This window comes from Burkholderia sp. Bp9090 (assembly GCF_003857985.1).
Taxonomy (GTDB): domain Bacteria; phylum Pseudomonadota; class Gammaproteobacteria; order Burkholderiales; family Burkholderiaceae; genus Burkholderia.
On record NZ_QTPV01000003.1, the window covers coordinates 262440 to 281314 of the forward strand.

At 69.6% G+C, this 18875-nt stretch carries 15 protein-coding genes; 4 read left to right on the plus strand and 11 right to left on the minus strand.

Annotated features, from left to right (window positions below):
- Positions 1-32: 32 nt before the first annotated feature.
- Positions 33-1436 (minus strand): MBL fold metallo-hydrolase RNA specificity domain-containing protein, encoded by a 1404-nt coding sequence (locus DIE16_RS04710; protein WP_124645759.1) that lies wholly within the window; start codon positions 1434-1436, stop codon positions 33-35.
- A 280-nt stretch (positions 1437-1716) separates the two neighbouring features.
- On the opposite strand from DIE16_RS04710, the gene DIE16_RS04715 reads away from it, so the two are divergent.
- Positions 1717-2166, plus strand: coding sequence for a hypothetical protein (locus DIE16_RS04715; RefSeq protein ID WP_124519786.1), 450 nt, complete (start codon positions 1717-1719; stop codon positions 2164-2166).
- Between the two features lie 48 nt (positions 2167-2214).
- On the opposite strand, the gene DIE16_RS04720 is transcribed toward DIE16_RS04715, so the two are convergent.
- From DIE16_RS04720 to DIE16_RS04760, 9 genes are all read right to left on the minus strand, one after another.
- Positions 2215-3705, minus strand: coding sequence for an efflux transporter outer membrane subunit (locus tag DIE16_RS04720; protein WP_124891909.1), 1491 nt, complete (start codon positions 3703-3705; stop codon positions 2215-2217).
- A complete protein-coding gene (locus DIE16_RS04725) occupies positions 3683-4768 on the minus strand; it encodes an HlyD family secretion protein (RefSeq protein WP_124666220.1) in 1086 nt (361 codons plus the stop codon). Before DIE16_RS04725 ends, DIE16_RS04720 begins: the two co-directional genes overlap by 23 nt.
- Positions 4765-5469 carry an ABC transporter ATP-binding protein gene (locus tag DIE16_RS04730; RefSeq protein WP_185733734.1) on the minus strand — a complete coding sequence of 235 codons (705 nt, stop codon included), beginning with the start codon at positions 5467-5469 and terminating at the stop codon, positions 4765-4767. Before DIE16_RS04730 ends, DIE16_RS04725 begins: the two co-directional genes overlap by 4 nt.
- On the minus strand, positions 5466-6602 hold the full coding sequence (locus tag DIE16_RS04735) for an ABC transporter permease (protein WP_124519790.1): 1137 nt from the start codon (positions 6600-6602) through the stop codon (positions 5466-5468). The genes DIE16_RS04730 and DIE16_RS04735 overlap by 4 nt, the downstream gene beginning before the upstream one ends.
- Positions 6603-6634: 32 nt before the next feature.
- Positions 6635-6820, minus strand: a complete 186-nt coding sequence (locus DIE16_RS04740; protein ID WP_124519791.1) for a DUF2964 family protein — start codon at positions 6818-6820, stop codon at positions 6635-6637.
- Positions 6821-6961: 141 nt separating this feature from the next.
- Entirely contained in the window at positions 6962-8086 is a 1125-nt protein-coding gene (locus tag DIE16_RS04745; RefSeq protein ID WP_124891910.1) for an ABC transporter permease, read from the minus strand.
- Between the two features lie 2 nt (positions 8087-8088).
- Positions 8089-10902, minus strand: coding sequence for a ribosome-associated ATPase/putative transporter RbbA (gene rbbA / locus DIE16_RS04750; protein ID WP_124891911.1), 2814 nt, complete (start codon positions 10900-10902; stop codon positions 8089-8091).
- Positions 10899-11972 (minus strand): HlyD family secretion protein, encoded by a 1074-nt coding sequence (locus DIE16_RS04755; protein ID WP_124570390.1) that lies wholly within the window; start codon positions 11970-11972, stop codon positions 10899-10901. Before DIE16_RS04755 ends, rbbA begins: the two co-directional genes overlap by 4 nt.
- Entirely contained in the window at positions 11969-13462 is a 1494-nt protein-coding gene (locus tag DIE16_RS04760) for an efflux transporter outer membrane subunit (protein WP_124891912.1), read from the minus strand. Before DIE16_RS04760 ends, DIE16_RS04755 begins: the two co-directional genes overlap by 4 nt.
- 379 nt (positions 13463-13841) lie before the next feature.
- Between DIE16_RS04760 and DIE16_RS04765 the strand changes: the two genes are divergently transcribed.
- The 3 genes from DIE16_RS04765 to ftsH are packed head-to-tail and all read left to right on the plus strand — an operon-like array spanning position 13842 to position 16979.
- Entirely contained in the window at positions 13842-14489 is a 648-nt protein-coding gene (locus tag DIE16_RS04765) for a BON domain-containing protein (protein WP_124891913.1), read from the plus strand.
- Positions 14490-14528: 39 nt separating this feature from the next.
- Positions 14529-15038, plus strand: a complete 510-nt coding sequence (locus tag DIE16_RS04770; RefSeq protein ID WP_124519797.1) for a BCAM0308 family protein — start codon at positions 14529-14531, stop codon at positions 15036-15038.
- Positions 15039-15071: 33 nt separating this feature from the next.
- Positions 15072-16979, plus strand: coding sequence for an ATP-dependent zinc metalloprotease FtsH (gene ftsH / locus DIE16_RS04775; protein WP_124891914.1), 1908 nt, complete (start codon positions 15072-15074; stop codon positions 16977-16979).
- Positions 16980-17047: 68 nt separating this feature from the next.
- Here the strand turns inward: ftsH and DIE16_RS04780 are convergent, their stop codons facing one another.
- Complete coding sequence (locus tag DIE16_RS04780; protein ID WP_124891915.1) at positions 17048-18844, minus strand: adenosylcobalamin-dependent ribonucleoside-diphosphate reductase; 1797 nt, start codon at positions 18842-18844, stop codon at positions 17048-17050.
- Positions 18845-18875 lie beyond the last annotated feature (31 nt).

Sequence of the window (18875 nt, forward strand, 5' to 3'; positions counted from 1 at the left end):
CCCGTCACGCGCGGCCGGCGTTGCGCCGGCAGTCAGGACGACAGCGCGGTGGGTTCCTGCGTGTTGTTTGACTCAATCGCGTCCAGATCGACGCACTGCTCGTAAGTCGGCACCTCGCACGGCCAATGCAGGCGCTCCGAGATGCGCCGGCGCATCGCATCCGCGGCAGCGGGTTCGCCGTGCGTGACGAAGGTCCGCACGGGCGCGCCCTGCATCGTGCCGAGCCACTTCAGGATCTCTTCGTAGTCGGCATGGGCCGACAGCGTCGTGATCGACTCGACCTGCGCGCGCACGCGCACGTACTCGCCGTGAATCTTCAGCGTCGGCTCGTGCGCGGCGAGCGCCGCGCCGCGCGTGCCGGCGGCCTGGTAGCCGACCAGCGCGATCGTGTTGCGCGCGTCGGGCGCATGGCGGCTCAGGTGATGCAGCACGCGCCCGCCGGTCGCCATCCCGCTGCCGGCGATGATGACCATCGGGCCGTGGTGTTCGGCGATCGCCTTGGACTGCTCGACCGAGCGGATCATCGTGGCCGCGTGGCCGAGCGCATTCGCTTCGGAGGCCGTCAGCCGGTGTTCGAGGATATGGTGGCGATAGATCTCGGTCACGTCCGTCGCCATCGGGCTGTCGACGAATACCGGGACGCGCGCCATGCGGCCGGCCGCCTTCAGCCGTGCGATGTAGTGCAGGATCTCCTGCGCGCGGCCGACGGTGAAGCAGGGCATCACGACGACCCCGCCGCGCGCGAAGGTCTTGTCGAACATCCCGGCCAGCTCGTTTTCGGGATCCGACGCCGGATGCAGCCGGTCGCCGTACGTCGATTCGACCACCAGGTAGTCGGCATGCGCGGGCGGGCGCGGCGGTTGCATGATCGGGTCGTGATACCGGCCGAGATCGCCGGAGAACGCGAGCACCTTGTGGTCCCAGTGCATCACGACGCTCGCCGCGCCGAGGATGTGCCCGGCCGGCAGCAGGCGGAACGACAGGCTGCCGCCCAGCGCGGTGCATTCGTCGAACGCGACGGGTTGCAGCAGGCGCAGCGCGCGCTGCGCGTCGTCCAGCGTGTAGAGCGGTTGCGCGGGATGATGCTTCGAGTAACCGTGCCGGTTCGCGAAGTCGGCTTCCTCCTCCTGCAGCCGCGCGCTGTCGCGCAGCATGATGTCGCAGAGTTCGGCCGTGGCCGCCGTGCAGTACACCGGCCCGCGATAGCCTTCGCGCGCCAGCACCGGGAGATAGCCGGTGTGATCGATGTGCGCGTGCGTGAGCACGACCGCGTCCAGCGTGTCGGGCGCGAACGGCAGCGCGCGCCAGTTGCGCAGCCGCAGGTTCTTGGTCCCCTGGAACAGGCCGCAATCGACCAGGACGCGCCGGCCGCCGTGCTCGAGCAGGTACTTCGAGCCGGTCACGGTTTCGGTCGCACCGAGAAAAGTCAGTTTCATGGGGTGCCTCTGCGGGAGTCGACGGAACAGTAAATCGATTACATCCTGAACGCGCGGGCGGCGGTTGACCGAAATCAGGAATTGCGGGATCCCCATGCCGGCCGGGCGAGATTCCCGGCCGGCGCGCGGTTTGACGACGATCAAGCATGGGCCCCGGCGGCGGCAGGATAGTGAGTTGGTGCGTGCATGCGGTGTCGGGACCCCGTTATCCGCGCATGCCATGCGCGCGATGCGTTCGGCATCACGCGTCGCCTCACGAGTCTTTCGGGATGAACCCATCATGACGTTGATCGCCAATCTGGATGGTGCCGGGCACCTTTACCGACTGTGCTTCGTCCGCGCGCCCTGGGCGTGGTTTACCTGCTTGCCGCTCGACGAGCAATGCGGCGAGCGCTGGGCGGACGTGCCGTACCAGAATGCCGCGAAACCGCCGTACAGCGATTCGCGCGTGCAATTGCTCCGGGTCGCGTTCGACGCGCCGGGTCTGTTACCGCCCGAGGCGGGGCGGCACGGGCATGCGTGGAGCGTCCAGCAGATCAACCACGGCGCGGCGCCATGGCTGCGCAGCGAGGATTTCGTCGACGCGCTGACGCTGACCGTGCCGGCCGGGGTCACGCTCGCCACGTTCGTCGAACGGATCGAGGCCGCCGGCGGCACCGTCTACGGGCCGCTCGGCTGGGCGGAATTGCCGCCGTGGCAGCGGCCCGACGTGGTGGCGCAGACGGGCTGAATGGGGCTGAGCGGAACTGAATGCCGGTGCGGCGCGCTTGTAGGCGCGTCAGCCCGCATCGCCCCAGCCGCCGCCGAGCGCGACGTAGAACGCAACCGTATCCTGCAGGCGCTGCGCGACCGTCTGCAGCCACGCAATCCGCGCCTGATGGTATTGCACGTCGGCGACCAGCAACTGGACGTAGCCGGCAATCCCCGCGTCGTAGCCGGCCTGCGTGAGCTTCAGCGCGTCACGAGCCGCGGCCATCGCGCGCGCCTGCGCATCGAGCGCCGCCGCGTCGTTGGCGAGCGCGCGCAACGTGTCGGCCACCTGCGAGAACGCCGACAGGACGACCTGCCGATAGGTCGCATCGGCTTCGTCGTACGCATCCTGCGCGGCGCGCCGCTGGTTCAGCAGCGTGCCGCCATGAAAGATCGGCGCGGTGAGTGCGGCACCGGCACTCCACACGCGGCCGGCGGGCGAGAACAGCTTGCCGGCGACGACGCTGTCGAACCCGCCCGATGCGGACAGCGTGAGGTTCGGGTAAAGCGCGGCCGTCGCGACGCCGACCCGCGCGCTGGCCACGTGCAACTGGGCTTCCGCCTGCAGGATGTCGGGGCGGCGGCGCACCAGCGACGACGGCGCCGTGTCGGGCAGGCTGGCGGGCGGCTCGATCCCGTCGAGCGACAGGTCCGGCGTCCGCCAGTCGGCCGGGTAGCGGCCGGCCAGCAGCGCGAGCAGATCGTCGGCCTGCGCGCGTTTCTGGTCGAGCGCGGGCAGCGTCGCCTCGAACGACGCGCGCTGCGATTCCAGCGTCAGCACCGCGACGTAGGCTGCCGCGCCGGCCGTCACCTGCGCGCGCGTCAGACGAACCTGCTCGTCGAGCAGGCCGATCATTTCGCGCGTCGCCGCGGCTTCGTCGCGATAGGCCGCGCGCGCGACCATCGTATTGACGACGTTCGCGGTCAGCATCAGGTAGGCGCCCGCCAGCGCCTGCCGTTGCGCATCGACGTCGGCCGCGAGCGCTTCGACCTGGCGCCGTTCGCCGCCCCACAGGTCGAGCGTGTAGCTGACCGTGGCCGACAGCGTGAACAGGTTGAAGATCGACGCCGGCAACGCCTGGCCGGTGCGCAGCGGCACAGCGCGCTGGCGCGACGCGCCGGCCTGTGCATCCACCTGCGGAAAGAAGATCCCCTGGCCGGCCCGCAGCGCGTGCTCGCTGCGCCGCAGCGTCGCTTCGGCGAGATCGAGCGTCGGGCTGCCGGTCAATGCTTCGGCGACGGTCGAGTCGATCGCGCGGCTGCCGAAGCGTGTCCACCAGTCGCGCGTGAGCGCCGCGTCCGCCGACAATGCCTGCGTCCGGCCGCCGCCGCTCCAGGAGCCGGACGCCGCGCCCGGATCGTCGGGCGGCACGAAGCGCGCGACGCGCGGCGCGGGCGGCGGGACGAAATTCGGCCCGACCGTGCACCCCGCGAGCAGCACGGCGACGGCCAGCGCGCCGGTGCCGCGGCGCAGCGCGCGCGCGCGGCGGGCCCCGCTATTTGCCTGCGACGTAGACATCGACGATCTGCCCGGGAAACAGCCGCACATTCCTGTTCGGCAAGATGCGGAAAATGACCGGCAGCACGCGCACGTCGACGCGCTCGGTGCGCTGGTCGGACAGCTCGATCTTCGGCGTGACGTATGGCTGCACGCGCACGAACTGGAGATCGGCCTCGACCGATGTGCCGCGCACGAACATGTGCGCCTTCAACGCATGCAGGTCGGGTAACTGGTGGATCAGGATCTCGTCGATGTAGCAGCGCACCTGCAGCCGGTCGACCGGCGTGCCGAGCACCACGACCGGCGTGCTGCCCCGCGTATAGGTGTCGTAGAGCCCCTGCGAGGTCAGGTAGGCCCCCACGGCCGCGTTCATCGCCAGGACGGTCCCGTCCGCCGGCGCACGCAGCGTGTAGCGGGCGAGCAGTGCGGCCGCCGCGTCGGCCGCGCGCCGCAGCGCGATGGCCTGCGCTTCCTGGTTGCGCACGTCGTAGCTCCATGCGCCGGCCTTGGTCAGACGATACTGCCGCGTCACGACGTCCAGGTTGGCCGCCGCGACGCGCACCGCGTTCGCGGCCGTGTCGAGCGCGTCGCGGCTGACCGCCTTCGGATCGATGTCGTACGCGTGCCGCTGCTTGTCGTACTGGTCCTGCGCGAGCTTCAGGCTCGCCTGCGCGGCCGCCGTTTGCGCACTGGCCACGTCGAGCACCTCGCGGCGCGGCTGCGCCTTCAGCTCGTCGAGCAGCGCGGCGGCCGCGTCGGCCTGCGCCGCGAGCTGGGCGGCGGTCGCGCGTTGCACCGAGTCGTCGATCGTCAGCAGCGCGTCGCCGGCCTTCACCGGATCGCCGTCGTGCACGAGGATCCGCGTCACCGCGCCCGAGACGTCCGGATAGACGTTCACGTTCGCGCCGGCCGGCTGCTCGCTCTCGACGATGCCGTTCGCATAGACGCCGCGCGCGTACGGATTGGCGGCCGGCTTGAATACCGGCGGCTGCGGCGGCTCCTGGCGGCTGTAGACCCACGCGGCGACGACGCTTGCCAGGAAGCCGAGCAGGGCCGCCACGAACACGAGCCGGTGTTTCATCGTGCGCCTCCGCGCTCGATGCCGTTCAGCTTGCCGTCTTCCATCCGCAGGACGCGATCCGCGTACTCGAAGATCCGCGCGTCGTGCGTGACGATCACGATGCAGCGCGTGTCGTCGAGCACCTTGTGCTTGACGAAGTCGATGATCATGCGGCCCGTGTCGCCATCGAGCGACGCGGTCGGCTCGTCGAGGATCAGCAGGTCGGGCTGGCTGACGATCGCGCGCGCGATCGCGACGCGCTGCTGTTCGCCGCCGGACAGCTTCACGGGCGGCAGTTGCGCGCGGTTTGCGAGCCCGACCACGTCCAGATACGCGTGCGCTTCCTTGAGCGCGTCGTCCCACGGCCGGCGCCTCAGGATCAGCGGGATCGCGACGTTCTCCGCGGTCGTGAGCCGCGGGAACAGGTGGTAATCCTGAAACACGAAGCCGATCCGGTTCAGCCGGAAATCGGCGATCGCGTCGTTCGGCTGCGCCCACAGGTCGACGCCGTCGATCGACACCGAACCGCCGTCCGGCCGCAGGATGCCGGAGATCACGCTGAGCAGCGTCGTCTTGCCGCTGCCGGACGGCCCGACGATCAGCAGCATCTCGCCGAAGTTCGCCTGCATCGACACGTCGCGCAGTGCCTGCGTGCGCGCGTCGCCTTCGCCGAACCATTTGCTGACGCCGCGCGCGTCGATCGCGATGCCGGCCATCGTCAGCCCCGGAAGATGTCGAACGGCTCGATGCGCAGCACGCGCCGCACGCCGAGATAGCTCGAAATCGTCGCGATCACGACCACCATCCCGAACGCGAGCGACAGGTTGCCGTACGTGATGAGCGCCGCATAGTCGGGAATCCGCAGTTTCGCGAGACTGATCATCAGCACGCACAGCCCGACGCCGATACCGTAACCGGTCAGCGCGGTGAACGTCGCCTGGAACAGGATCATCGCGACCAGCTCGCGGCTTTTCGCGCCGATCGCCTTCAGCGCGCCGAATTTGTCCAGGTTCTCGAGGATGAACGCATAGAACGTCTGCCCGGAAATCGACAGGCCGATGATGAAGCTGATGATCGTCATCAGCATGATGTTGGTGCCGAGCCCGGTCTCGTACTTGTAGAAGCGCGCGATCTGCGCGATGAATTCGTCGCGTGTGTACGCGCGATAGCCGAGCGCTTGCACGACGGCCTTGATGTGGGCGATGTCGGCATCCGACTTGGGCTCGACGAGGATGTAGGAGGTCGTGAAGCGTGGCGACGGAATGTAGCGGATCGCGCGGGCGTAGGTGGTGTAAAGCGTCGGCGTGCCGAACAGGCCGCTCGCGGCGACCTTCGCGATGCCGACGATCACGCCGCGATGATCGTTCAACTCGAAATCGGTGCCGACGGACGGATTCTCGAGTTTCCGGAACTCGGGATCCTGAATCGCGATGAAGCCGTTTTCCGCGTAGATGTCCTCGATGCGGCCCTGCAGCATCGTCGGGCGGCCGAGCAGGCTGGCGTCGTCGAGGCCGACGACCGTCACGGCCTGGTAGGTGCCGGAGCGCAGCTTGACGAGCGCGCCGCCGGAATAGAGCGGCACCGCATACTTGACGCCGTCGATGCTGCGCACCGCGTCGAGCACGTAGTCGGGCATGCCGATGCTGTTCGCGATCGTCTTCACGGCCGGGTCCATCACCCATACCTTCGCGCCGATATTGATGACCGACGCCGACGACTTGTTCAGGATGCCGGCGAACAGCGACGTCATCTCGATCATCAGCAGCACCGAAAACGTGATGCCGACGATCAGCGCGGTGAATTTCGCGCTGTCGTTGACGAGCAGCTTGAACGCGAGACGCAGGATGCCGTTCATGATGGCGAATCCGACGCGTCCGGGCCGTGCGCCTAGCGCCCGGACGGCGCCGGATCCAGCTGCGCGACGAACGCCACGATGCCCGACACGAGCGCAACGATCGCGTACGGGACGACCCGCTCGTCGATCAGCATCGCATGCACGACGCCCAGCAGCGACGCGAGCGCGATGAATACGCAGAGCGTCGCAAGCGCGTTTCGGTATCGCAGACCCATCATGACGTTCTCCCGGGAAGCGGCCGCCGTGGACATAGCTGCCACTGGTTGCGCAAGACATGGCGCCATGATCGCGTGCCGCGCGCCGGCACGATTGATCTGTATCAACGGACGAATCCCGGCGTCACGGGCGCGATGCGCCGATCAAGTCATCTGACCAATCGTCTTGCGGAACCGCGTCAGCGACAGCAGGAACAGCACGCAGCCGATCGCGAACAGCGCCGCGAACTGGGCCCACACCGCATCGAACCCGGCACCGCGATACAGGATCCGCTGCGCGAGTTCGACGAAATGCGTGGTCGGCGCGGCCAGCATGATGTCCTGCACGACGGGCGGCATGCTTTCGCGCGGCGTCAGTCCGCCCGACAGCAGTTGCAGCGGCAGCAGCACGAGGACGAGCAGCATGCCGAACTGCGGCATGCTGCGCACGAGCGTCGCGAGAAAGATCCCCATCGACGTCGTCGCGAACAGGTGCAGCGCCATGCCGGCCACGAACAGCGGCACCGATCCCGGAATCGGCACGTGCAGCGCGCCGCCCACGACGAACGTCAGCGACGCGACGGCCGCCGCCGCGACGACGAGCCCCATCGACCAGACCTTCGCGAGCATGATTTCCGCCGCGGTCACCGGCATGACGAGCAGATGCTCGATCGTGCCGTGCTCGCGCTCGCGAATCAGCGCGGCGCCGGTGAGGATCATCGACAGCATCGTCACGTTGTTGATCAGTTCCATCAGCGCGCCGAACCAGACTTCGTCGAGATTCGGGTTGAAGCGCATCCGCATCGCGAGATCGACGGGCGGCAAGGGCGTGCCGCGCTGGCGCCGCACGAACGCATCGATCTCGCCCGACACGATCTGCTGGACGTAACCGCCGCCGGTGAACGCCTGCGTCATGCGGGTCGCATCGACGTTGAGCTGGACCGTCGCGTGACGGCCGGCGAGCACGTCGCGCTGGAAGCCGGGCGGAATGTCGAGCGAGAACGTGTAGTCGCCGTTGTCCAGCCCGCGATCGGCCGCGCCGGCGTCGACGAGCGGGGGCGGCGCGAACTGCGGCGGGAAGAACGCCGCCGCGATGCGCGCCGACAGCGGCGACGCATCCTCGTCGACGATCGCGATCGGCACCTTGTGCAGCGTTTCCGGGCGCGCGGTGGCCGCGACGTAGATCGACGCGCTGAACGTGTAGACGATCAGCGCGAGCAGGATCGGGTCGCGGGCGAGGCTCCACAGTTCCTTGATCCCGAGCCGGAAAATGACGAGCAGGCGCGACATGGTCAGCGCTCCTGCTTGCGCAGCAGTACGCCGGTCATGACCAGGATGACCGGCGCGGCCGCGAGCATCGGCCAGAACTGGGACGACAGGTCGGCCAGCCCGAGCGCCTTGTTGTAGACGCCGCGGCTGATCGCGAGCATGTAGGTGGCCGGATAGACGGTGCCGACCCACTTGCCGCTACCCTCGAGCGACGACAGCGGCGTGAGCAGGCCCGAGAACTGCACGACGGGAATCAGCGTGCCGACGATCGTCATGAAGATCGCGGCGATCTGGCTGCGGGTAAACGTCGACGCGAACAGCCCGATGCCGGTGGCCACGACGTTGAAGATCAGCACCGCGGCCGCCAGCGTCGCGAAACTGCCCTTGATCCGCACGCCGAACACGAGGTCGGCCAGCACGACCATCAGCAGGAAGTTCAGCATGGCCAGCATCACGTACGGCGCCTGCTTGCCGAGCAGGAATTCGGCCCGCGTGACGGGCGTCACGTACAGGTTGACGATCGACCCGAGCTCGCGTTCCCGCACGACGGCGAGCGCCGTCAGCATCGCGGGCAGCATCAGCAGCAGCATCGGCATGATCGCGGGAATCATGGCCGGCAGGCTCTTGACGTCCGGGTTGTAGCGATAGCGGATCGCGATGTCGACGGCCGGCGCGAGCGACACGCCGAGCCGGCGCTTCGCCTGGTCGCGCAGCCAGTTTTCGTGCATGCCGGCCACGTAGCCGCGGATCGTCTCCGCGCGCATCGGCATCGCGCCGTCGACCCATGCGCCGATCTCCACGCGGCGGCCGCGCGCGACGTCGCGCGCGAAACCGGGCGGGATCTCGATCGCGAGCGACAGCCGGCCGTTGCGCATGCGGCGCTCGATGTCGCGGTCGTCCGCGAGCGGCGCGCGCGGCACGAAGTAGCGGGAACCGGCGAGGTTCTGCGCATAGTCCTGGCTCAGGATCGACTGATCGCGGTCGAGCACCGCGAACGTCAGGTTGTCGACGTCGAGACTGATCCCGATGCTGATCACGCACATCAGCACGAGCGAGCCGAACAGCGCCAGCGTCGCGCGCAACGGGTCGCGTCGCAGCTCCAGCACTTCGCGCCACAGATAGCTGCCGGCGCGCGCCGGGCTGAACCATGCCGCCGCACGACCGGCGCCGGCCGCCGCGGGCGGCGCGGCGAGCCAGCCGGCGTCGGCCGGCGCATCGGCCGGCGCACCGTCCGCGCCATCCGCTTTCTGCGCGTCGCTCAGGTAGCCGATGAACGCGTCCTCGAGCGTGGCGGCGCCGCGCAGGCGCACCAGTTCCTCGGGCGCGGCGCTCGCGAGCACGCGGCCGGCATGCATCAGCGAGATGCGGTCGCAGCGCGCGGCCTCGTTCATGAAGTGCGTCGAAATGAAGATGGTGACGCGATCGTTGCGCGCGAGCTCGATCATCAGCCGCCAGAAGTCGTCCCGCGCGACCGGATCCACGCCCGACGTCGGTTCGTCCAGGATCAGCAGCTCGGGCTTGTGCACCATCGCCACCGCGAGCGAGAGCCGCTGCCGCATGCCGAGCGGCAGGCGCTCGGGCAGCGCGTCGAGGGCGTCGGCCAGCCCGAAGCGCGCGACCATTTCGGTCACGCGCGCGGGCACGTCCGCCTCCGGCACGCCGAACAGGCGCGCGTGCAGCACGAGGTTCTGCCGGACGGTCAGTTCGCCGTAGAGCGAAAACCCTTGCGACATGTAGCCGACGCGCCGGCGCGTGTCGATGTCGTTCGCGGCGACCGGCCGGCCGAACAGCGTTGCGGTGCCTTCGGATGCGGGCAGCAGGCCGGTGAGCATCTTCATGGTCGTCGACTTGCCGCAGCCGTTGGAGCCGAGAAAGCCGAAGATTTCGCCGCGGCGGATCCGCAGGCTCACGTGGTCGACCGCGACGAAATCGCCGAACCGCATCGTCAGCCCGTCCGCCTCGATCGCGTAGCCGGCCGCCCGATCGGCCTCGAACGGCGCGATCACGACCGGCTGGTGTCCGTGCCGGCGCGCCTCCGGGAGCAGCGCGATGAACGCGGCTTCCAGCGTGTCGCAACCGGTGCGCTCGAGCAGCTCGCCGGGGCTGCCGGTTGCCAGCACGCGGCCGGCGTCCATCGCGATCAGCCGGTCGAAACGGCGGGCCTCGTCCATGTACGCGGTGGCGACCAGCACGCTCATCGCCGGGCGGGCGGCGCGAATGCGGCCGATCAGCTCCCAGAACTGCGCGCGCGACAGCGGATCGACGCCGGTCGTCGGCTCGTCGAGGATCAGCAGGTCGGGATCGTGGATCAACGCGCAGCACAGGCCGAGCTTCTGCTTCATGCCGCCGGACAGCTTGCCGGCCGGGCGGTCCAGGAACGGCTGCAGGCCGGTGCTGCGCGTCAGCGCGTCGATCCGTCGGCGCCGCTCCGCCGCATCGTGGCCGAACAGGCGCGCGAAGAACTGCAGGTTCTCCTCGACCGACAGCGTCGCGTACAGGTTCCGGCCGAGGCCTTGCGGCATGTAGGCGATGCGCCGGCACACGCGCGCGCGGTGGCGGCGCGACGACAGGTCGCCGTCGAGCGTCCATACGCGGCCCTGCTGGATCGCGCGCGCGCCGGAAACGAGCGCGAGCAGGCTCGACTTGCCGACGCCGTCCGGCCCGATCAGCCCGATCATGCGGCCGGCCGGGATATCGAGCGTCACGTCGTCGAGCGCGGCCTTGTCGCCGTAGCGCAGCGAGACGCCGGACAGCCGTGCGACCCAGCCCGGATCGGCCGACACCGGCGCAGCGCCGGTCGCGCCGGCATCCGTCTCGACGGGCGGCGCCGCCTTCATTGCGGCACCCTGATCGCGAGGCGATCCGGCCAGCCCGCGTGCGGGTCGGTCTTCAGCCACGCCACGCCCGGCAACCCGGTCTTGACGAGTTTCAGGTGGCGCTGCAACAGGTCGCGATCGATGCGTGCCTTCACCCGGAACATCAGCTTCTGCCGCTCGGTGGCCGTTTCGACCGTCTTCGGCGTGAACTGCGCGGTGCTCGACACATAGGACACGCGTGCCGGAATCACGTATTCCGGTGCCGCATCGAGCACGATCCGCACGTCGGCGCCGAGCGGGACCCGGCCGACGGCCGCTTCGGGCAGGAAGAACGTCATGTACACGTCGGACAGGTCGACGACGTTGAGCACCTTGCCGCCCGCCGGCAGGACTTCGCCCGACTCGGCAATCCGGTACTGGACGCGCCCGTCGCGCGGCGAGGTCAGTTCGCTGTCCGAGAGGTCGGCCCGCACGCGCGCCACGGTCGCCTGCGCGGCCGTCACGGCCGAGCGCGCCGCGACGAGCTGGGCCTGCGTGGCGTCGATCGCGGCCTGAGCGGCTTGCACCTGGGCCCGCGCGGCATTCACGGTCGCGCGCAGGCTGCCGGCGCGCGCGCGATCGTCGTCCAGTTCCTGCATCGACGACGCGCCGTCGCGCGACAGCGTTTCGGACCGCGCGAGCCGCCGCGTGGCCGCGTCCAGCTCGCTTTCCCGCTGCACGACGACGGCCGCGGCCGCGGCCTTGTCGCTGCGGCGCTGCGCGACCTGCGCGTCGATGCTCGCCGCGGTGTTCACCGCCTGCTGCTCGCGCGCCCGTGCCTCGTCGAGCTGCGCCTGCAGGACGACGACGTCCATGCGTGCGAGCGGCTGGCCGGCCGTCACGAAGTCGCCTTCGTCGACGAGCATCGCGGTGACGCGCCCCGGCAGCTTGGTCGCGACGTCGATTTCGGTCGCCTCGATGCGGCCGTTGCCGCTGACGAGCCCCGCGTCCGCCTGGCCGTCGTGCCAGCGCGTCCACCCGTAGTACGCGAGGCCGATCGCAAGCACGGCCGCACCGATACCGATCAGAAGAGGGCGCGGGATGGTTTTCATGGTGTGTTGTCCGAGTCTGTCGAAAGGGGCGCCGTTGCCGCGGCAGTCTTGCCGGTGTCGATCACGCCGCCGCCGAGCGCGCCGTACAGCGCGACGCGGCTCGACAGCAGCGCACGACGGGTCGTGACCAGCTGCTGCTCGGCGTTCATCAGGTCCCGCTGCGCATCGAGCACCTCGAGGAAGCGGGTTGCCCCGCTGTCGTAGCGCAGCTTCGCGAGGCGCGCCCGCTCGGCCTGCGACGCCAGCGTGGCGCGCTCGATGGCGAGCTGGTCGGCGAGCCAATGGCGCGCGGCGAGCGCATCGGACACGTCGCGGAACGCGCGCTGCAGCGTCTGTTCGTAGCGGGCGAGCGCTTCTTCGCGTTGCGCGCGCGCCAGTGCGAGATTCGACCGGTTGCGGCCGCCGTCGACGAGCGGCAGCGTGACGTTGGGAATCACCGACCACACGCCGGCCCCCGACGACAGCAGGTCGTGCAGCGCGCTGCTTCCCGAACCGATCGCACTCGTCAATGCGATGCGCGGAAAGAATGCCGCGCGCGCCGCGCCGATGTTCGCGCGGCTCGCCTGCAGTTCGCGCTCCGCCGCGATCACGTCCGGGCGCCGGGTCAGCAGCGATGAGGGCAGGCCGGGCGCGAGCGACGGCAGCACCGCGCCGTCGTCGAGCGCGAGCGGCGTGGCGCCCAGCGCCGGCGGCGCACCGACGAGCAACGCCAGCGCATCGGCCGCCGTCGCGCGGGCCTGCTGCAACTGCACGCCGAGCGATTCCGCCTGCTGCAGCAGGATCTCCGATTGCGTGAGATCGAGGCGCGAGATCGCGCCGGCCGAGTGACGAAGCCGGAAAATCCGCAGCGATTCGCGGCGGGTGTCGATCGTCGCGCGGGTCAGCGCGATGCGTTCGTCGATCTCGCACAGGGTCAGATACGCGTCCGCCACACCGGTGACGACGCTCAGCGTCACCGCCTGCCTGGCCGCGTCGCTCGCGAGGTAGCGCTGAAGCGCTGCTTCCTTCAGGTTGCGCACGCGGCCCCAGAAATCGATCTCCCATTGCGTCTCGGCCAGCTGGACTTGATAGACCTGGCCGATGACGGGCACCGGAGTGAGAAAGCCGCCCGGCGTGCGAAACCGCGCGTAGGCCGCGCCCGCACCGATGGTCGGCCATTGATCCGCGCCGCGGATGCCGTACACCGCGCGCGCCTGCTCGACGCGTGCGACCGCCGCGCGCAGATCCCGGTTGTCGGCGAGCGCCTGGCCGATCAGTGCGCGCAAGCGCGGGTCGACGAAGTAAGCCTGCCAGTCGGGCACGGGCGCGGCGGGTGTCGCGTCGGCGGACGGCTCCGGAAAGGACGCGGGAATCGGTGCGGCGGGACGCTCGTCCGGTGGCGCAAGCGACAGGCAGCCCGACAGCAGCCCCATGCCCGCCGCCAGCGCAATGGCACGCATGCGCCGCACGACGGCAGGATGACAGCGAACGGGAAGCGCGGCAGCGCGCATGGAATGCCTCGTCGAATACGGAAATGCGGGAATTCGGGATGGCGCCGCCCGCGGGGCGTCGCCGCTTCGGATTCACTTATATCCGACGATTACCGGGTTTCCCCTTGATCTGTGTCACTCGGGCGGGGATGCGTTTCGAGGGGCCGCTCGCTTGACGCGCGTGCCGGAGCATGCGTCGGACGCTTTCGCGACGGCGTGCCGGACCGGGCCGCGCAATGCCTGTCACGGGCGGCACGCCCGGTGCGGCAACGTCCGTCGCGAGCCCGCGGTTGATTGATCCTCGTCAAGCCGCCGGCGCGGCCGTGCGCGATGCTGAACACGGTGCGGCACGCATTCGCTCGCAGGCATTGCGGCCGGCACGGGCCGACGGGAGACCGACATGAAGTCCGATGCAGTACTCAAGCAGGATGTCGAGCAGGCGTTGTTCTGGAATCCGGCGATCGAGGCGCGCCGGATCGACGTCGAGGTTCACGACCGGATCGTGACGTTGCGCGGCACGGTCGACAGCTGGGCCCAGAAGCTCGAGGCGCAGAAGACGGCACTGCACGTCGCCGACGCGCGCGCGCTGGTGCTCGAACTGAACGTCACCCCGCCGGAGAACGCGTGCGCGGACCAGGAACTGGCGATCGCGATCACGTTCGCGCTCGGCTGGCAGGAGGCGTTGCGCGATCACAAGATCAGCGTCGAGGTCGATCACGGCTGCGTGACGCTCGACGGCGAAGTCGATCATGCGTATCAGAGCCGCGCGGCGGAAGCGATGGTGAGCCGGATGATCGGCGTCGTCGGCGTGGCCAACCGCATCCGGGTGCGTGCCGACCATACGGTGCCCGACGTCGGCGCCCGGATCGCCGAGGCGCTTGCGCGCCGCGCGCAGCGCGAAACCGCGGGAATCTCGATCGACGCAACCGACGGCGTCGTCACGCTGACGGGCACGGTCGCGTCGCTGGCCGAAAGGCGCGCCGCGTGTGGTGCGGCCGGGTCGGTGAGGGGTGTCCGGCAGGTCGTCGACCGACTGAGCGTCGCCTGACCGGCTTGCACGTGCCGTCTACTACCAGGAGAAGCTGCGATGAACCGTTCGCATACCGGCCCCGGCCGAAACTATCTGCGCCGCGACAAGCGCATGCAGCCGCATACGAAGGACAGTTATCGCGAACCGAAGCGGCCCGCGGGCGACCGCATCTGCGAAGGCTGCGGCGCCGTCTGCGACGCGGGCCGCTGGACCTGGTATGCGACCCCGCTCGACCGGCGCCAGCTCGAATGCCCGGCCTGCAAGCGCATGCGGGAAAACGTGCCGGCGGGCGAACTGGTGTTGCAGGGGGCCTACCTGAGCGCGCACCGTTCGACGATTCTCGAACTGCTGCGGCATCAGGCCGATCTGGAGACGAGCGAGCACGCGCTCGAACGCATCATGGACATCGACACATCCGCCGATTCGCTCATCGTTCGCACGACGGGCGTGCACATGGTCCGGCGCCTCGGCGAAGCATTGCTGCATGCGCATCACGGCGATCTCGCGCTCGACTATCGCGACGGCGAGGACGTGCTGCGTGCGCACTGGAAGCGCGACGATGCGTGAGCGGATGCTGGCCTGCCGGAGAGGTTCGACCCCGTGAAAAAATCATTCGACTACTCCGGGCTGCTGATTCCGGTCGCGTTCGCCGTGCTGGTCGCGGTTCAACTGCTCGCGCGCCAGCCGGCGTCGACAACGATTTCCTACAGCGATTTTCACCGCCTGGTGGACGCACGGCTCGTCGACGATCTCGAGATCGGCCCGGCGACGATCTCGGGCACGCTGCGCATGCCGCAAGCCGGCGCCGCGCTGCCCGCGTCCGACGCGGCCGGGGTGAAGGAGGCCGGCGCGCCGTGGCGCTTCACGACGAACCGGGTGAGCGACGAAGGGCTGGTCGCCGCGCTGACGACTGCCGGGATTCGCTACCGCGGCGCGACGGATACGGGCTGGATCGGCACGCTCGCGACCTGGATCTTCCCGTTGATCGGCTTCGTCCTGATCTGGAATTTCATGATGCGAAGGCCGGGCGGGATGCGGGATCTGAGCGGCATGGGCAAAAGCCGCGCCCGCGTCTACATGCAGAAGGAAACCGGCATCACGTTCGACGACATCGCGGGCATCGACGAGGCGAAGGCCGAGCTGCAGCAGATCGTCGCGTTCCTGCGCAGCCCCGAACGCTACCAGCGGCTCGGCGGCAAGATTCCGAAGGGCGTGCTCGTCGTCGGCGCGCCCGGCACCGGCAAGACGCTGCTCGCCCGCGCGGTCGCCGGCGAGGCGGCGGTGCCGTTCTTCACGATCAGCGGCTCGGCGTTCGTCGAGATGTTCGTCGGCGTGGGCGCGGCGCGCGTGCGCGATCTGTTCGAGCAGGCCCAGCAGAAGGCGCCGTGCATCGTGTTCATCGACGAGCTCGATGCGCTCGGCAAGGCGCGCGGCGTCGGCCTGATGTCGGGCAACGACGAGCGCGAGCAGACGCTGAACCAGCTGCTCGTCGAGATGGACGGCTTTCAGGCCAATTCGGGCGTCATCATCATGGCCGCGACCAACCGGCCGGAGATCCTCGATCCCGCGCTGCTGCGCCCCGGGCGCTTCGACCGGCACATCGCGATCGACCGGCCGGACCTGACCGGACGCAAGCAGATCCTGGCCGTGCATACGAAGCGCGTGAAGCTCGCGCCGGAAGTCGACCTGGCCGAGCTGGCACAGCGCACGCCGGGCTTCGTCGGCGCCGATCTCGCGAACGTCGTCAACGAAGCCGCGCTGCATGCGGCGGAACTGGGCAAGCCCGCGATCGGGATGGCCGATTTCGACGAAGCCATCGACCGCGCGATGACCGGCATGGAGCGCAAGAGCCGCGTGATGAACGAACAGGAGAAGCGGACCATCGCGTACCACGAATCGGGGCATGCGCTCGTCGCGCAAAGCCGCGCGCACTGCGATCCGGTGAAGAAGGTGTCGATCATCCCGCGCGGGATCGCGGCGCTCGGCTACACGCAGCAGGTGCCGACGGAGGATCGCTACGTGCTGCGCCGGAGCGAGTTGCTCGACCGGCTCGACGTGCTGCTCGGCGGACGCGTGGCCGAGGAAATCGCGTTCGGCGACGTGTCGACCGGCGCGCAGAACGATCTCGACCGCGCGACCGCGCTGGCGCGCCATATGGTGATGCAGTACGGGATGAGCGAGAAGATCGGCCTGGCGACACTCGACGATGGCGCACGCCAGGGCGGGGCGCCGGGCGTGTGGACGCCGGGCGACGGCCACTGCAGCGAGCACACGGCGCAACTGATCGACGAAGAGGTGCGTGCGCTGCTCGAGGAGGCGCACGCGCGGGTCACGGCAACGCTCGGCGCGCATCGCGATGCGCTCGAACGGATCGCGCGCAGTTTGCTGCAGCACGAATCGATCGATCACGACATGCTGGTGGCACTCATCACGCCGCCGGACGATGACGGCGAGCCGCCTCGGGCGCCGGAAGCCGACACGGAAACGACCACGGGCGTCTCCGCCTGAAGGAGCGATCGGCGCCCGCTATCGCCCCGGATGCTTGCCCGGACGCTCGCCGCCGCTCATCGTGTCGTTCAACAGCCGATGCAGACGGGGCCGTCGCGCCGCGCGTGCGACGCGTCATCGGTCACGACCGACGCGAGCCGCGGATCGGGCCGGAAAATCGTGATGCCCTTGAGCCCTTCGCGCCACGCCTGGAAGAACAGCGCGTCGACCGCCGCGAGCGAACACTGGCCGGGCATCGTCACCGTCTTGGAGATACCGGCGTCGACGCACGGCTGCAGCGCCGCGAGCATCGCGACGTGATCGGCCGGCGCGATATCCGCCGCCGTGACGAAATATCCCGGCAGCCTGACGTTGTCGCCATGCAGTGCGCGAAACAGCCGGTAAGCGTGATTCTCCACACGAAACGGCCGGACCTGCCCGTCCGCGGTGCGGACCATGCGGCGCTGCGTCCAGCCGACGGCCGGCTCGATTCCGTTCGAACAGTTGTCGCAGAACGCGAGGCTCACGCTGCCGGCCGGCGCGAACGACAGCAGGTGGCTGTTGCGCAGACCGTGCCGCGCGATCGCGTGATGCACCTTCAGCGGCAACAGCGTTCGATACGCGGGGCCGCTCAGATAGGCGGCCGGGTCGTAGGCCGGAAACACGCCGCGCTCGGCGGCAAGCGCGGCCGACGCGGCGAACGCATGCTCGCGCATCGCGAGCGCGATCCTGCGTGCAAGCGCGCGTGCTTCCGCGCTGTCGTAGCGCAGCCTCAGCATCGTCAGCGCGTCGCCCAGCCCGGTGACGCCGACCCCGATGCGGCGCGTGCGGCGCGCTTCGTGCTCGTGCGCGGCGAGCGGCCACTCGGTCAGATCGAGCACGTTGTCGAGCATGCGGACCTGGATGCGCACCGCATCGGCGAACGTCGCGAAATCGAAGCGCGGCTCGCCGTCGATACCGAACGGGTGGAGGACGAACCGCGACAGGTCGATCGGTCCGAGCACGCAGCTGCCATAGGGCGGCAGCGGCTGCTCGCCGCACGGGTTCGTCGCGTCGATCCGCTCGTGCTCGCGCAGCGGATTCGCGGCGCGGATCGTGTCGATAAACAGCAGCCCCGGTTCGGCGCTGTCGCGCGCGGCAGTGACGATCGCGTGCCAGAGCGTACGGGCCGGCACCGTTGTGTACAGGTAGCGTCCGTCGGGCAGCCGGGGCGATGCGCCGGACGTGCAGGCGGGTGGCGCGTGGTGGAAGAGCGCCCACGGCAGGTCGTGCCGGACCGCCTCCATGAATGCGTTCGTGACGCCGACCGACAGGTTGAACGTCGGCCAGCGCGCGCGTCCGCGCTTGGCCGCGACGAACGCGACGAGGTCCGGATGATCGCAGCGCAGCACGCCCATCTGCGCGCCGCGGCGCGGGCCGGTGAACGGCAGCGCCCGGCACATCGCATCGAAGCGGTCGAGCGCCGCGCACGCGCCGCGTGCGGACGACAGGCGCCGTTCGTACGCGTCGGCGGGTGGCACCGGCGAGAAGTCGTAGCCGATTCCGCCGCCCATCAACAGCGTGACCCGGGCGTCGTCGAGCGCATGCGCGAGCGCCGTGTCGAGGGCCTGCACGGGGGCGTCGGCCGGAATCGCGAGCGGATGGACGAAGCAGTTGACCATCGTTCCGCCGTGGTCCGCGCCGGCGTTCGCGAGGATGCGGCCCGCGCCGATCGCACCGCGCTGCAGGTTCAGGTAGAACACGCGCTCCACCTGCGCACGGCGCTCGGCCGGCTCGGCGAGCGACAGCGCACGGGCGACGCGATGGAAGACGGCCGCGCGAGACGTGTCGCCGGGCTGCGCATAGCGCTCGGTGAACACGGTGCTGCAAAGCGGCTGCTCGTCCATGGCGGGGCTCGGCGACGACGAATGACTCAAT